Source organism: Spirosoma pollinicola (assembly GCF_002831565.1).
GTDB lineage: Bacteria > Bacteroidota > Bacteroidia > Cytophagales > Spirosomataceae > Spirosoma > Spirosoma pollinicola.
On sequence record NZ_CP025096.1, the window covers coordinates 3,196,717 to 3,210,908 of the forward strand.

Annotated in this window: 13 protein-coding genes and 1 pseudogene; 7 read left to right on the top strand and 7 right to left on the bottom strand. The window is 48.8% G+C overall.

Features of this window, described 5'->3' with window-relative positions; all coding sequences use genetic code 11:
* The first annotated feature begins 93 nt into the window (after positions 1-93).
* The 5 genes from purL to CWM47_RS13395 all read left to right on the top strand — a co-directional run bounded on the left by purL (position 94) and on the right by CWM47_RS13395 (position 5,735).
* Positions 94-2,358: a phosphoribosylformylglycinamidine synthase subunit PurL gene (gene purL, locus CWM47_RS13375; RefSeq protein WP_100988454.1), complete on the top strand. Its 2,265-nt coding sequence runs from the start codon at positions 94-96 to the stop codon at positions 2,356-2,358.
* Positions 2,359-2,520: 162 nt separating this feature from the next.
* Positions 2,521-3,321, top strand: coding sequence for an inositol monophosphatase family protein (locus CWM47_RS13380; RefSeq protein ID WP_206170637.1), 801 nt, complete (start codon positions 2,521-2,523; stop codon positions 3,319-3,321).
* A gap of 192 nt (positions 3,322-3,513) precedes the next feature.
* Positions 3,514-4,050 (top strand): YfiT family bacillithiol transferase, encoded by a 537-nt coding sequence (locus CWM47_RS13385; RefSeq protein WP_100988455.1) that lies wholly within the window; start codon positions 3,514-3,516, stop codon positions 4,048-4,050.
* Between the two features lie 83 nt (positions 4,051-4,133).
* Entirely contained in the window at positions 4,134-4,289 is a 156-nt protein-coding gene (locus tag CWM47_RS13390; RefSeq protein WP_100988456.1) for a FeoB-associated Cys-rich membrane protein, read from the top strand.
* 51 nt (positions 4,290-4,340) lie between these two features.
* Positions 4,341-5,735, top strand: coding sequence for a DUF4403 family protein (locus CWM47_RS13395; protein ID WP_100988457.1), 1,395 nt, complete (start codon positions 4,341-4,343; stop codon positions 5,733-5,735).
* Here CWM47_RS13395 and CWM47_RS13400 read toward each other — a convergent pair.
* The 3 genes and pseudogenes from CWM47_RS13400 to CWM47_RS39195 all read right to left on the bottom strand — a co-directional run.
* Positions 5,730-6,359 carry a DNA-3-methyladenine glycosylase family protein gene (locus CWM47_RS13400; RefSeq protein WP_100988458.1) on the bottom strand — a complete coding sequence of 210 codons (630 nt, stop codon included), beginning with the start codon at positions 6,357-6,359 and terminating at the stop codon, positions 5,730-5,732. The genes CWM47_RS13395 and CWM47_RS13400 overlap by 6 nt on opposite strands.
* 239 nt (positions 6,360-6,598) lie before the next feature.
* Positions 6,599-6,793, bottom strand: coding sequence for a hypothetical protein (locus CWM47_RS39190; protein WP_240626014.1), 195 nt, complete (start codon positions 6,791-6,793; stop codon positions 6,599-6,601).
* A 25-nt stretch (positions 6,794-6,818) separates the two neighbouring features.
* Positions 6,819-6,914 (bottom strand): annotated as a pseudogene (locus CWM47_RS39195) (hypothetical protein); the annotation flags it as partial.
* A 524-nt stretch (positions 6,915-7,438) separates the two neighbouring features.
* On the opposite strand from CWM47_RS39195, the gene corA reads away from it, so the two are divergent.
* Both corA and CWM47_RS13415 read left to right on the top strand, forming a co-directional pair.
* Complete coding sequence (gene corA, locus CWM47_RS13410) at positions 7,439-8,521, top strand: magnesium/cobalt transporter CorA (RefSeq protein WP_100988459.1); 1,083 nt, start codon at positions 7,439-7,441, stop codon at positions 8,519-8,521.
* Between the two features lie 32 nt (positions 8,522-8,553).
* Entirely contained in the window at positions 8,554-11,064 is a 2,511-nt protein-coding gene (locus tag CWM47_RS13415; protein ID WP_100988460.1) for a bifunctional UDP-N-acetylmuramoyl-tripeptide:D-alanyl-D-alanine ligase/alanine racemase, read from the top strand.
* 9 nt (positions 11,065-11,073) lie between these two features.
* Here CWM47_RS13415 and CWM47_RS13420 read toward each other — a convergent pair whose 3' ends face one another.
* The 4 genes from CWM47_RS13420 to CWM47_RS13435 form a co-directional block, all read right to left on the bottom strand.
* The gene (locus CWM47_RS13420) at positions 11,074-11,361 is read right to left on the bottom strand and encodes a hypothetical protein (RefSeq protein ID WP_100988461.1); all 288 of its coding nucleotides are present in this window, start codon (positions 11,359-11,361) and stop codon (positions 11,074-11,076) included.
* Between the two features lie 18 nt (positions 11,362-11,379).
* Positions 11,380-11,778 (bottom strand): hypothetical protein, encoded by a 399-nt coding sequence (locus CWM47_RS13425; RefSeq protein ID WP_100988462.1) that lies wholly within the window; start codon positions 11,776-11,778, stop codon positions 11,380-11,382.
* A 407-nt stretch (positions 11,779-12,185) separates the two neighbouring features.
* Entirely contained in the window at positions 12,186-12,869 is a 684-nt protein-coding gene (locus CWM47_RS13430) for a coiled-coil domain-containing protein (protein ID WP_100988463.1), read from the bottom strand.
* 44 nt (positions 12,870-12,913) lie between these two features.
* The gene (locus tag CWM47_RS13435; RefSeq protein ID WP_100988464.1) at positions 12,914-14,128 is read right to left on the bottom strand and encodes a THUMP-like domain-containing protein; all 1,215 of its coding nucleotides are present in this window, start codon (positions 14,126-14,128) and stop codon (positions 12,914-12,916) included.
* Positions 14,129-14,192 lie beyond the last annotated feature (64 nt).

A 14,192-nucleotide genomic window follows, 5' to 3' on the forward strand; every position in this document is an offset into this window, starting at 1 on the left:
GATTTAAAGAGCGATAGAGCCAAAAAGTGAACGGGCGAACGTAAATGCCTTCACTGTCAGCTCTTTCACTCTTTCACTCTTTCGCTCTCTATAATGGATACCCTCGAATCGCTACCCTCGCTTGAAACCGCCCGAAAACTGGGCCTGCTACCCGAAGAATTTGATCGCATCGCCGAAATTTTAGGGCGTCGGCCAAATTTTACTGAACTGAGTATCTTCTCGGTGATGTGGTCGGAACACTGTTCCTATAAGAATTCCATTGTCTGGCTTAAAACGCTGCCCCGCGATTCGGACCGGATGCTGGCTAAAGCCGGAGAGGAAAACGCTGGTCTGGTAGACATTGGTGATGGCCTGGCCTGTTCGTTCAAGATCGAATCGCACAACCACCCCTCGGCGCTGGAACCCTATCAGGGAGCTGCTACGGGTGTTGGCGGTATCAACCGCGATATTTTTACGATGGGAGCCCGGCCCATTGCCCAGTTGAACTCCCTTCGGTTTGGCGATCTGAGTCTGCCCAAAACCAAACGCCTGCTGCGCGGTGTCGTGAAAGGTATCGGCGATTATGGCAACGCCTTCGGGATTCCAACCGTGGGCGGTGAGCTGTTCTTCGACGATTGTTACAATACCAACCCGCTCGTTAATGCGTTCTCGGCGGGTATTGTTGAGGTGGGTAAATCGGCAAAAGCGACAAGCTACGGTGTGGGCAACCCGGTGTTCATCGTTGGCTCGGCAACGGGTAAAGACGGTATTCACGGAGCCACGTTCGCTTCTGAAGATATTTCAGCGGCATCGACCGATAAACTCCCGGCGGTTCAGGTGGGTGATCCCTTCATGGAGAAACTCCTGCTCGAAGCATCCCTCGAAATCATTGCCACAGGTTACGTGATTGGTATTCAGGATATGGGTGCCGCCGGTATCATCTGCTCGACCTCCGAAATGAGTGCGAAGGGCGAACACGGCATGATCATCGACCTCGACAAAGTGCCAACGCGTCAGCCCAACATGGCACCCTTCGAAATTCTGCTGTCAGAATCGCAGGAGCGGATGCTGGTCGTGATCGAAAAAGGTAAAGAACACATCATTCAGGGTATTTTTGATAAGTGGGATTTGAATTGTGCGCAAATTGGTGAAGTGACACCAAAGGGCGAACATGATCTCGGTCGCCTGCATTTCTATCGTAACGGCGAACTCGTTGCCGATGTACCTGCCTATGATCTGGTGTTGGGTGGCGGTGCGCCCGTTTACCATCGGGAGTATAAAGAACCGGCTTATATAAAGGAGTACGCCAAGTTCAACATTGACGACGTGGACGATATCGAACACGAAGACATTAAAGAAATTGCCGAACACCTGTTGTCGCACCCAAACATCTGCTCGCGCAAGTGGGTATATGAGCAATACGATTCGATGGTGGGTACGGGCAACCGCAGTACCAATGCACCGTCAGACGCAGCAGTCGTACGGGTAAAAGGCCCCGGCATTCCGGAAACCGAAAAATCCATCGTAATTACGGTCGATTGCAACAGCCGTTACGTGAACGCCAATCCCCGTATCGGTGCAAAAATCGCGGTTGCTGAAGCCTGCCGCAACATCGTTTGCAGCGGGGGTGAACCGCTGGCCGTAACCAACAACCTGAACTTCGGAAATCCCTATGTGCCGGAAGTGTACTGGCATTTCGTGGAAGCCGTACAGGGTATGGGCGAGGCTTGTCTGCGGTTCAGCACACCCGTAACGGGCGGCAACGTGAGTTTCTACAACCAAAGCTCCGATGACGGCCCGGTATTCCCGACGCCAACCATCGGTATGCTGGGGCTGATGGAAAACCCGGCTCACCAGATGACCCTCGACTTCAAAAACGAAGGCGATCTGATTTACCTGATCGGCCAGTCTACAAACGACATTGCGTCGTCGGAGTATTTATATTCGTTCCTGGACATCAAAGCCTCACCCGCACCGTATTTCGAATTCGACGACGAGTGGCATGTACAGGAAGGCATTAAAACCATGATTCGCAACGGCTGGCTACTGTCGGCACACGACGTGTCGGACGGTGGTTTGTTCGTCACGCTGGCCGAGTCGGCAATGGCGGGGAACAAAGGCTTCCAAATCGTTTCGGACGACCGGCACCGCCTGGATTCGTTCCTGTTTGGCGAGAGCCAGAGCCGCGTTGTGGTCACGGTACCAGCGGAGCATAAGCAAACGATTGAAGGCTATCTGCACGATACCATCATGCCGTTTATGTTTCTGGGAACCGTTATGGATTCGTCGCCCGCCTTCGTTGTCGACAACACGCAGGTGATGACCCTCGCCGAAGCGAAGATCCTCTACGACAATTCGTTGGGTAATATAATGGCGTAAGTTATAGGTTGATTCTCATACTGGCGCGGGTATTTACCCGTGCTGTTATATATAGCAAGCCGGTCCGGCGCCCCGGTTCGCTTGCGTCAGTGAATACTGACTCAATTAACGGCACGGGTAAATACCCGCGCCAGTATACATTACTTAGATCATAATCTTTATATGGCCATTGACCTAGCCGCGATTACCCGCGAAATCTGTACCATCGCCACGGATGCCGGTGCGTTTTTACTTCAGGAACGTAGCCGCTTCGACCGCGACGCTATCGAATACAAAGGATTAAATAACCTGGTTTCTTACGTCGATAAAGAGACCGAAAAACAGATTGTCGCCAAGCTGAGCGAACTGCTTCCCGAAGCCGGATTCATTACCGAAGAGGGCACCACAGGGCAGGAAGCCGATCAGTCGGCTCTAAACTGGATCATCGACCCCCTCGACGGTACAGCTAATTTCATTCATGACCTACACGTCTTTTCGGTAAGTATAGGCTTGGCGCAGGGCAACACGCCTATTGCCGGTGTTATCTATGATCCAAACCGGAACGAATGCTTCTCGGCCTGGCAGGGTGGAGGGGCTTATTGCAACGGGAAATCGATTTCAGTATCGCCCGCAACTCAGTTGGGCGAGAGCCTGATTGCTACAGGTTTTCCATATTATAGCTTCGATAAAATGCAGTCGTATCTCCACATTCTGGAGTCGCTCATGCAGCAAACACATGGCCTTCGCCGGATGGGGTCGGCGGCTATTGACCTGGCTTATGTGGCTTGCGGTCGGTTCGATGCGTTCTATGAATACAACCTTAATTCCTGGGACATGGCCGCAGGCGTATTACTGGTTCGCGAAGCGGGTGGCACTGTGACCGACTTCGACGGTGGCGATGCGTTTCTGTTCCGGGGTGACGTAGTGGCCGGTAGTGGCGTACATCCTGAGTTGATGAAGGTGGTGAAGGAGTATTGGAAATAAACCACCCCCAACCCCCTCCTAAAACAGGAGGGGGCTTTGCAAAAGGGTAACCCGTTACAAAGCCCCCTCCTGTTTTAGGAGGGGGTTGGGGGTGGTAAAACCGGACTATCTCAATTGTGAAAACCGGACGATTTCAATAGTCCATTAGTAGCTGATATTTGTAGCGCTGAACAAACCACCAGCCACTAGACCATGAGCGATCTACACGACCTTAAATACCCCATTGGTGATTTTGTCTATGGCCAGACCTACACGGCAGAGGATACAAAAAAGCATATTATACTAATCGATGAATTGCCTGTTAAACTAACCGAACTGGTTGAAAAGTGGGCTGATGATCGACTTGATACGCCTTATCGGCCGGAAGGGTGGACGGTGCGGCAATTGGTGCATCACGTAGCCGATAGCCACATTAATGCCTATGTCCGGACAAAACTCGCGCTTACTGAAACGAATCCGACCATCTCGCCCTATGAAGAAGGGGAGTGGGCGAAGTTACCCGATTCTACGCTTGATATAGCGCCATCGCTGGTGATTCTCAAAAATATGCACCTGCGTTGGGTTACGGTTCTCGCCACGCTGACCGAGGCCGAATTGTCACGAACATATTTCCATCCCGGTAGCCAGCGTATTTTCGAACTGCGGGAAGTTATTGCTATGTATGCTTGGCACAGCGAACACCACTTTCAACACGCCTATAGACTGGCCAAACGGAACGGATGGGCGTGAAAAAATGTATGCTATATGAAATAGGAGGTATGATATAAGCTTACCGTAGGCAAGTCAATACCATACATACAACATCTACTCCCATGCAGGAACTCATCATCTTTCTGATTTTTGCCGTTGCGCTGGGCTATTTGGGCAACCGCGCTTACCAAAGTTTTACGGCAAAAAAGGCCGGCTGTGGTAAAGGATGCGGCTGTGCTACTGACGCAAAACTCTCGGTTCGACCTACCGAAAAATGAATATAAACATCTGTCACTAACATTTTTTGAATCCGGTTGTTTGTTGATGCAATGAGTGCTCAACAAATCACCGGATTTTTACTATTACTCGTTTTTATTTTTACTCTGGACGGGTGCAAACGCGTGCGCCCCGACACGCCCGTTCAGGAAGAGTTTGAAGCCCCAATCCCAGACCCGGTGTCGTTCATGGCCGGCAATCTCACCTTTAATATCCGCGACTTAGAAGCGAAAATAAATAAGTCCCTCTCCATCACACTCGTTCCCGAAGAAACCTTCGAAGGACGTAAGGGAGAAGCCTGGCGATTACGGGTCGAACGCACAGGTCCGGTGCGAATTCGGTATGCCGATCGTAAGGTATATTTCTCGGCCCCTCTCCAAGTCTGGTATTCAAATCCCATTGGTCTGCGTAAAGCCGATAAGCGCAAAAGCCGTCCACTCTGTGCCCTCTCTGTAACGTTCAATAGTCCCGTTGGCGTAGGCTCCAGCTGGCGGCTGGCAACCAAGTCCCGTTTTGAAAATTACGAGTGGACGCAGGAACCCAAGGTGCAGATGCTGGGGATTAAGATCAATGTGAAGGGACTTGCCGAAAAAATTCTGGACAAGCGTAAGGCTGATATTGAAGCAGCCATTGATAAAGCCGTACATGATGGTCTGCACCTCAACCGCGAAGTCAGCAAGGTCTGGCGGGATATGCAGAATCCGATTCGTATTGCCAAAGTACCTGAAAATATCTGGCTAATGCCTAAACCGTTCAGTATTGCCGCTGCCCCTGTTTACGGAAACGCCCGCCAGATTACAGTGCCGCTTCAAATCGCATTTCGGGTGAAAACACGCATTGGCCCGAAGCCAATGGTCGATAGCCTGGAGTATTTGCCCAAATTATTACGGCGGAACGAATTGCCGGATTCTACCCGCCTGGAGGTGCTGGCGTTTATTCCCTATGCTGAAGTAAATCAGGTATTGGCACGAACACTGGCGAAACAGAAACTGGATCTGGTTGGCGGTAATTTGACGATTAAAAGTGCGTCAATATATGGAAGCGGGCGGAAACTCATACTTAAGGCCGATGTGGGCGGTCGTGTGAAAGGAACGTTGTTCTTTCATGGTAGCCCAGTTTATGATACCCTCACGAATACGCTGGGTATGAAGGATGTAGACTTTGATGTAGACACCAAAGAACGCCTGCTGGCCACCGCCGACTGGCTCCTGCACGACCACCTCCGCGACACGATTCAGGCAGCGATGGTTATCCCATTGCGTCAGCAGATAACGTCAATTCCCACAAAAATCGAAACGGCTTTTGCAAACGCCAAAGTGGGTCAGAAAACAGCGCTTAATATTGACACCTTTCGGTTAATTCCTCAGCGAATTGTTGTTCGGCCGGATGGTATTCAGGTATTGATAAAAGTGCAATCGAAAGTAGCGGTGAAAGTGAAACGGTTATAGACCTGTTACGTTTGCCTGCCATCGCCATAAATACCGACTGGCCGTGGTGCGGTAGGGGCGCCAGGGCTCCGCAATGTTGAGCAACTCGGTATACAGCGCTTTGCCCGTTAACCCCTCGGTCTGTTCGGGATAGGCTCTTATCATCCGCTGCCGGATCACCAAATCATCAATTGGAAGTATATCGGGTCGGTCGAGTACGAACATCAGCAGCATCTCCACCGTCCAGCGGCCAACGCCTTTGATGGGAATCATATACTGCACAATTTCTTCATCGGTCATGGTATCGACATCGGCTCGTCTGAGCGACTTTTCGAGCGAGAATACGGCTACACTTTGCAGGTACTTAATTTTTTGAAACGACAGGCCCGCGCTGCGAAGTTCGTCGGTTGTTTTGAGCAGCAGGGCTTTGGCTTCGGGGTACTTATCGGGGAAAAGTGCCCGAAAACGACCGAAGATCGCATCGGCGGCTTTCACCGAAATCTGCTGAGAGACAATACTTTCCAGTAAGGCGAGGTAAAGATCATCGGCATAGTCGTTGAATAGTTTAGGCGCTGGCGTTTCCGCAATGATGCGGGCCATTGTCGGATCCTGAGAAAGATGGTAGAGGGCGGTGGTTTGCAGCATAATGCGATTTGACTTGGCTAATAAACTAAATCGGCGCCTGTATGTATAGCTTCATTTTATAAAGATTTATTTAACCACAGAGACGGTCCGCCGTTGCGGCACAAAGAGCACAGAGGTCCAACGGGTTACGTTTTCCCTATTAAGACCTCTGTGCCTCTGTGGTTAAATAAATCTTTATAAAATGAAGCTGTTAAACTTACTTTTAAATAGAACACTCAATCCAGTTCTAAAATCAGCAATTACTTTTTCAACTCGGTAACCAGCGTATTCAACAGCACACTCTTCTGTTTCAAATCATAGATGTACTCCCAGAACATAACACCCGCCAGTTTCTTCGACTTTACATAGGCTACATTGTGTATAAAAGACTCCGGGCCGGAATATATTGCCATCGCCAATCTGATCCGGGTATTCCCAGTCGATGTCGATGCCATCGAGCCAGTGTTTTTTTAGCAGCTCAATTGCGCTGGTGGTGAATTTACGTCGAGCGGTTTGTGTAAGGGCAGCATCAGAAAAGTATTCACAACCACCCCAGCCACCAATAGACAACAGCACTTTAAGAGCCTAGTTGGTCGATTTAAGGGAAGCAAGAGCCGACAGATTTTCGGCATCTTTGGCCGTCAGGGGGCTATATTTCCCCCCTTATCAGGAACACCGATAGCGTAATTAATGTGGGTTAATTTCTGGGCTTCAATCTGTTCTTTCGTCCAGCCATTACCGGTTATATAGCCGATTATGACGCAGGGATGAGGTTTTGTCGACGGTTGAGCCAGTACGTTTTGTCCAAAAAGGCAACTACAAAAAAATAAGGAGCAAAAGATTGGGTTTTATAGGGGTGAGTACTATCAGGAGAGCGGGTTGCAAAGCAAAGATACACGGAAGGGCTTCTCAGCGTATCAAATTTATAGGCGTATTTCGCCCTTTTTAACCGTTTTGCCGGGTAATATCGATTTTATTTACGGCAGACAAAGACAGTCGCAGGACACGATTTTTTGAACATTCGATACCATAAACGGTAGTTAGGTTATCTTTGACCCCAAACGTGTAAGCCGCCTGCCGGCGCATCCATTTCGTTCATTATGTCGAAACGACGACACCATCGATCGGCCGAGAAACTGCTTGGCACCTCGCCCGGTACACTCACCTATGTGGGGGAGGAAATCGAGCATGCCATAAAAATTAAACGCATTTCCTATAATCCGACCGATTACCATATTGACGATACCAGCAAACTAAGCGCCTGCACGCTTCCCGCAACCGAATCGTCGGATGTCAATTGGGTTGATGTTGATGGCATCCATGAGCCAAAAGTGGTAGCAGCCCTGGGGCAGCAATATCATTTACACCCGCTTTTGCTCGAAGATGTGCTGAATACGGAGCAAAAACCGAAAATCGACCTGTATGATGACACGGTTGTGTTTGTAACCCTCAAAATGTTGCACCACAGCCGCCAGCGGCAGGAAATTGATATTGAACATATCAGCCTGGTGTTGGGTAAAAACTACCTGATCTCGTTTCAGGAAGAGCGAACCAAAGATATTTTCGAACCCGTTATTGACCGTATAAAAGCCTCATCGGGTAAAACCCGGCGTAATGGGTCCGACTATCTGCTGTATGCCTTAATGGATGTTGTTGTGGATCATTATTTCCTGATAACGGAGCGTATCGGTGAAAAAATGGACGAACTGGAAGAGTCCATTGTGCAGGAACAGGCCACTCAACAGACCCTGGCAACTCTCTATACCCTGAAACGCGAACTGTCAGTTATTCGCCGGACGGTTTACCCATTACGGGACATTCTGAGCGAATTGCTTCGCGGGGAATCAGACCTGATCCAGCACAGCACAGTACCTTATCTGCACGATCTTGCCGACCATGTCAATCAGGTAATTGAAACCCTCGATTCCTATCGGGAACTCATTTCCGGCCTGATGGAAGTCTATTATTCGATTGTTAATAATCGAATGAACTCGGTAATGAAAACGCTGACGATTGTGTCGGCTATTTTTATTCCGCTCACGTTCATTGCCGGTATTTACGGCATGAACTTTAGTAATATGCCTGAATTACGTTCGCCAACCGGCTATTTTTGGACGCTGTTTGTCATGGCGGCTATTGCTACAGGTGAAATTATTTATTTTAAACGAAGCGGTTGGATGTAATCGCTTCCTGCGTTTGCTTGACTAGCAAGACTATGTTAACGAAGGATTTTCAATTGACAGGTCGTCAGTGGTTTACCGATTCAAGACAGGTTATGACCACTGTTTCGGATGCCCGCTCGGCCGATGCCGTTTTTTTTGCCATACAGGGTGAACACCACGATGGACATGCATTCATCGGTGACTTGTACCACAAAGGCATACGTCAGTTTGTTGTCGAGCGGTCGGCTTTAACGCTGGAACGACGCGACGAACTGGCAACCTATACCGATGCCCGGTTTATCGAAGTAAACAGCAGCCTGAAAACGCTCCAAACGCTGGCCGCCGAACACCGTCGGCAGTTCCGTATTCCAGTCATTGGCATTACCGGCAGCAATGGAAAAACGATTGTGAAAGAATGGCTGGCGCAACTGCTTGATGGCGGTTCGGCCAGCGATGGCTTTGTGGTGGCCAAGAGCCCCAAAAGCTATAATTCGCAACTGGGTGTGCCGCTTTCGGTGCATGAATTGGCAGAAAGCCATACGCTGGGTATTTTTGAGGCTGGCATTTCAAAGGCGCAGGAAATGCAGTCGCTGGAGGCCATCATCCGGCCAACCATCGGCATTTTCACTAATATTGGCACCGCACACGACGAAGGATTCAGGACACGTAAGCAGAAAGTAGCCGAAAAGCTCAGGCTGTTTATCCATGCCAGTGTACTCATATACTGCTCCGATTATACTGATATTGACGAAGAAGTCAACATGCTGCTCAAGGCTGTAAACCCCGATATGCGGTTTATTACCTGGTCGTTGACGGGTCATAAAGCGATTTATCAAGGTACATTACAGAAAAATCAGTTGAGCCTCACGGGTAAAAACGGGGCGGTTAACCTGACATTGATACTTCCCTTCACTGATCCGGCATCGGTCGAGAATCTGATGCATTGCCTGGTCACGATGCTGACGTTACGCGCCTGGGATGAAGCCGAACTGCAAAATCGGCTGAATCGACTGCGGCCGGTTTCGATGCGGCTGGAACAAAAAGAGGGAATCAACAACTGTGTTCTGATCGACGATTCATACAATAACGATGTTGTCGGGCTCCAACTGGCGTTACGTTACCTCAACCAGCAGGGAACTCGCAGCCGCCGGGTCGTAATTCTCTCCGATGTATTGCAATCGGGCCAACCCGAAGCTGATTTATATAAGCAGGTTGGCGAATTAATGCGGTCGAATGAGGTAGAGCAGTTTGTTGGCATTGGCCCGGTCGTGAGCCGAAACGCTCATTTCTTCACTACAAATAGCCTGTTCTTCGCGACTACCGATGAGTTTCTGGCCCGCTTTTCGTTCGGTGACCTTCGCGACAGCGTAGTTTTGGTAAAAGGGGCAAGGCCGTTTTCATTCGAGCGGATTGTGCATCGGCTGGAGCGAAAAGTTCATGGTACTGTACTTGACATTAACCTCGATGCCCTGACCCACAACCTGAACTACTACCGGGAACGTATTGCCCGCAGTGAGCCTTCCGATACCCGGTTGATGGTGATGGTGAAAGCATTTGCCTATGGCAGCGGAAGCGCCGAAGTGGCACAACTGCTTCAGTTTCACCGGGTCGATTACCTCGCGGTAGCCTATGCCGATGAGGGCGTGTCGTTGCGGCAGAATGGCGTCGACTTGCCCATCATGGTCATGAATCCCGCCCCCGAAACCTTTGCGACCTTACTGGAATATAAACTCGAACCCGAAATCTACAGCATGCGTCTGCTACTCGAATGGGGCCGTTTTTTAGGGAGCGAAGAGCGGGGAGGGGGCAGTTCGGAGAACGCCTTCCATCTGAAAATTGATACGGGTATGCATCGGCTGGGGTTTCTGGAAAGCGAATTACCCGCCCTTACCGATTATTTGCAACAGCACCCGACGTTAAAAGTAGTGACGGTGTTCAGTCATTTGGTCGGTGCCGATGATGCACAGTTCAATTCGTTTACTGAAGAGCAGTATGCATCTTTTATACGAAGTACGACTAGTCTTGAAAAGGCGCTGGGCTACCGGCCGCTTCGGCATTTGCTCAACTCGGCGGGTATTGTGCGGTTTCCGGATTACAAACTCGATATGGTTCGTCTGGGTATTGGACTGTATGGCGTTGAAGCCAGCCAGATTGATCAGGCAGCATTGCAAACGGTAGGCACTTTACGAACGGTTATCAGCCAGATAAAAACTGTACAGGCGGGCGAATCGGTGGGCTACAGCCGCCGGGGTGTACTCGACCACGATGCCCGAATCGCTACCCTGGCTATAGGTTATGCCGATGGCTACGATCGCCGGTTAGGGAACGGTGTTGGCGAGGTATGGGTAAACGGGACGCGCTGCCCAACGGTGGGGAACGTGTGTATGGATATGACTATGGTCGACGTAACTAACGCATCGGCAAACGAGGGCGACGAGGTAATTATCTTCGGCCCGGAGCTTCCAATTACCGAACTGGCTCAGCGAATCGGAACCATTCCCTACGAAATACTAACGGGTGTTAGTGAGCGCGTGAAGCGGGTGTTTTTCAAAGAGGGGAATTAGGTAAATCGATCACCGTATGCCCGTTTTCAAAATGCGCCCTTTCCAGATAAAACCCCTGTATGTCTGGCCGGGTATACTGTAGTAAAGACGGCCAACAGGGCTTTTCGAGTGCCCGGCGGATTTCTCATTTTCGACGTCATCATAGGTGTATTTATCGCTTTTAGCGTTGATGAAATTGACCGTATACGTAAATTTCTTCTCAGAAAAGCCCGGCGATTTCGTCAACTTTTTGCGGCTGTCAATGATATACCAGACTAGTGTCGATAAAGATGCGATGAGTAAGGCGATGGTGTTCATAGAGTCGGTGCATTAACGCTAGACTTTACTTTCTGGATAAATCTTTTTGTGATTGGCAACCAGAACCGCGTATTGTTCGGGAGTTAAGATGGCCTTATAAGCGAGTACTTTATCGGTTTCGACCACCGCAGCCAGAGCTCTTAGTTTTTGATTCGTGAAGCCCGCTTTCTTCAGTTTTTTGACACCCTCATTAAAGCTTACGGTGGCATTGACGATGATTTCTTTGGCTTTCGGTAGTTGCTGGTCAGTTAGTTTGAGACGTTGCTTGTCCGCTTTTATAACCGACTTAACGATCATGCCAACGGTGGCACCATTATTCAGGAAAACGAATTTTTCATTTTCCACCGATTTGGTCTGCGAAAAAACCAGGGTCGATAAGCCGAGTAAAAGAGATAGAGTTACGCTAATTAGTTTCATTGGTATTGATAGACAAATGGGGCCAGCTAGTACTGTTTCTACTAAACGAATATACATGATTTTTCGTAGCTGAAACTGTCAAAACAAAAAAGCCCGGCCACAATGTAGCCAGGCTTTCCGCTTTCTATCCACACCTAGGAGTTACTCGAATATATAAGGAGCAACCCCTACGAGCGCAGTAAACTGCCCTCTAAAGTAGCCAAACGCGCTAATTGAGCATATTGTTATGCTAGCCCCGAAAAAGAAAGACACCGGTTCTGCCCAGAGAAATTCTTTTCTAACTGATTAGTAGAAACTAAGCTTAATTTTTAATGAGTATTAAATTTTCAGTATTTCTTTTAATATTAAGTTTCCTAGTCATGCGTTGAGTGTATTTTTTACACTCCAAAAGATTCATATGTTCGCTTTCAGTTACTTTTCTTAAGCTTCACTGCTTCTACATTGCTTTTGCGACTATCCAGTTCAATCAGGGCTTTTTCCTGGTCGGTCTTATTGGTGGCAATATCTTTATTCAATTGCTCCAGTTCTTTCGCGTTCTCATCGATACGCTTGAGAAGTCTCTCTTTTTCCTTCGCGTTCTGCTCTATTTCCCGTTGGAGTCGTTCGCCATTTCGAACCATTTTCTGGTGGTTCTTTTGAGCGTCGTCAAAACCACTTTCGGCCGTTTTGACTTCCTGCCCGTACAAGGTTTTGTTGGCAAAACTTTTAAAAAGGTCCTCGGCCGCTGCATAGCCCGTGCCACCGGGCGTAACAAAGGTGCCATTACCCAGATCGAAGGAGGTAAAAATTGTGGCCGACGTACGCGACGATTTTACGGTACTGACCAAATTGATTGGTTCCGACGAAATGGCCGGAATGTTTGCATTCGTCACGCGGTAAGTACCTCGAGACGAAGTTGACCGGCCATACGTTTGAAGTTGAGTTTCCCAGTCTTTTTCAATCTGCTTCCCATCTCCCTGAATCGTTAAGTAAAGTCCGGATAATTTCGCTTTATCGATCGTGCTTTCTCCAGCATAAACTGTTTGAGCAAAAGTTGACGTAGTGAGTGATAATAAGCAATAAACCAGACATATACGTAAAATAGTTATCATGTTTTTATACAAGTTTGCTTAGTTGCCAACATCTGGCAGCTTGGTTATGAATGGATCCGATTAACTTTCTTTGTGATTAACAGGCGTTTGTCGCCGTTTTGTAAGGTAGTTGCCAGGATATAAATATCGCCACCTTCACGTAAAGATAATTTTTTCCGCAACTCCGCTACTGTTTGGGGGAAGTTGCGAACAGTGAGATTCGCTTTTAGGTCTGGGATTATTGTTTTAAGTATTTTGGCATCGGGCTTAATCACCTGCAAAACCGAAAAAATACGGCCTGGAAAATCCCACTGAATATCGTCATTTGTATACAGGTGGCTGTGAGGTGCTAACTTTTTCAACCCGAACCGGGCACCTGCCAACCGAAAGGCCCCTGCTTTCAGGACGGCTGCATTGGGTTCGTAAATATAGGTCTGTGGATCACCCACATTAACGTTTGCTGCCGCTTCTTCATCCCAACAAAAATTTAAACTTGTAGCCATGTTATTCACTAGGTTAACAGTGTTAAATTGTACGTCATCTTTGTTAATGACCTGGTTTCCAAGAACAAATAGAACTTCCTTTACCTCGCCCTGAACGGCAACAACATGCACTGAAGCAACAAAGCCCATCAACTGCCTGATAGCCAACTGAATGTCCAGTAGCGGAGATGCCTTTAACAAAACTCTATTTGCTTTGCTAAACAGCGCTTTTAGTGTACCGTGTTGCGACACGTCGGGTTCGCAGTCTTCCAATCGAACCACTTTCCCCCCTGTGGAATCGCGCCGGTGAGGGTCTAGGTAAATCCAGTCGGCCAGATCGGCCGTTGGTTCCTGCGCCATAAGCAGAGCCAACCCATCACCGGTTTTAACCGATACATTGTTTGTTCCCAACAGCGGGAGATTGTGTGCGGCTAGTTGAGCAAGTTCTTCATTTCGCTCAACGTACACCACCTGCTCCACCCGTTTGGCAAATGCCCACGTATCGACACCCATGCCACCCGTAAGGTCAAACAGGCGTCTGCCGCTTACCAGCGAGGCTTTGTAGTGTGCTGTTTGTTCAGACGATGCCTGTTCTACAGATAGGGCAGGTGGAAAAATAAGCTCGTCATTGGCAAACCAGGTCAGCAGTTTTTCCTGCGCTTTTTGCCGGGCAACAATCTGTGCCGCCACTTTCCTGATATCCAGATCGTGTGGCTGAGCCCGCAGCAACAGCGACCGAACATCATCGCTGATGTGGGTACGGATGAACTCCCGTTCGACTAAAGAAATTGTTATCAAGGGATGGGTATTATTATGTTTTTAATCTCTTTTTAATTTTATGCAACGCTAACCCGTAAGCAGG

Excerpts from the sequence above, each read along its gene's own strand:
- purL (WP_100988454.1), top strand. The coding sequence starts at position 94 with ATGGATACCCTCGAATCGCTACCCTCGCTTGAAACCGCCCGAAAACTG.
- CWM47_RS13380 (WP_206170637.1), top strand. The coding sequence starts at position 2,521 with ATGGCCATTGACCTAGCCGCGATTACCCGCGAAATCTGTACCATCGCC.
- CWM47_RS13385 (WP_100988455.1), top strand. The coding sequence starts at position 3,514 with ATGAGCGATCTACACGACCTTAAATACCCCATTGGTGATTTTGTCTAT.
- CWM47_RS13390 (WP_100988456.1), top strand. The coding sequence starts at position 4,134 with ATGCAGGAACTCATCATCTTTCTGATTTTTGCCGTTGCGCTGGGCTAT.
- CWM47_RS13395 (WP_100988457.1), top strand. The coding sequence starts at position 4,341 with ATGAGTGCTCAACAAATCACCGGATTTTTACTATTACTCGTTTTTATT.
- CWM47_RS13400 (WP_100988458.1), bottom strand. The coding sequence starts at position 6,359 with ATGCTGCAAACCACCGCCCTCTACCATCTTTCTCAGGATCCGACAATG.
- CWM47_RS39190 (WP_240626014.1), bottom strand. The coding sequence starts at position 6,793 with ATGGCATCGACATCGACTGGGAATACCCGGATCAGATTGGCGATGGCA.
- corA (WP_100988459.1), top strand. The coding sequence starts at position 7,439 with ATGTCGAAACGACGACACCATCGATCGGCCGAGAAACTGCTTGGCACC.
- CWM47_RS13415 (WP_100988460.1), top strand. The coding sequence starts at position 8,554 with ATGTTAACGAAGGATTTTCAATTGACAGGTCGTCAGTGGTTTACCGAT.
- CWM47_RS13420 (WP_100988461.1), bottom strand. The coding sequence starts at position 11,361 with ATGAACACCATCGCCTTACTCATCGCATCTTTATCGACACTAGTCTGG.
- CWM47_RS13425 (WP_100988462.1), bottom strand. The coding sequence starts at position 11,778 with ATGAAACTAATTAGCGTAACTCTATCTCTTTTACTCGGCTTATCGACC.
- CWM47_RS13430 (WP_100988463.1), bottom strand. The coding sequence starts at position 12,869 with ATGATAACTATTTTACGTATATGTCTGGTTTATTGCTTATTATCACTC.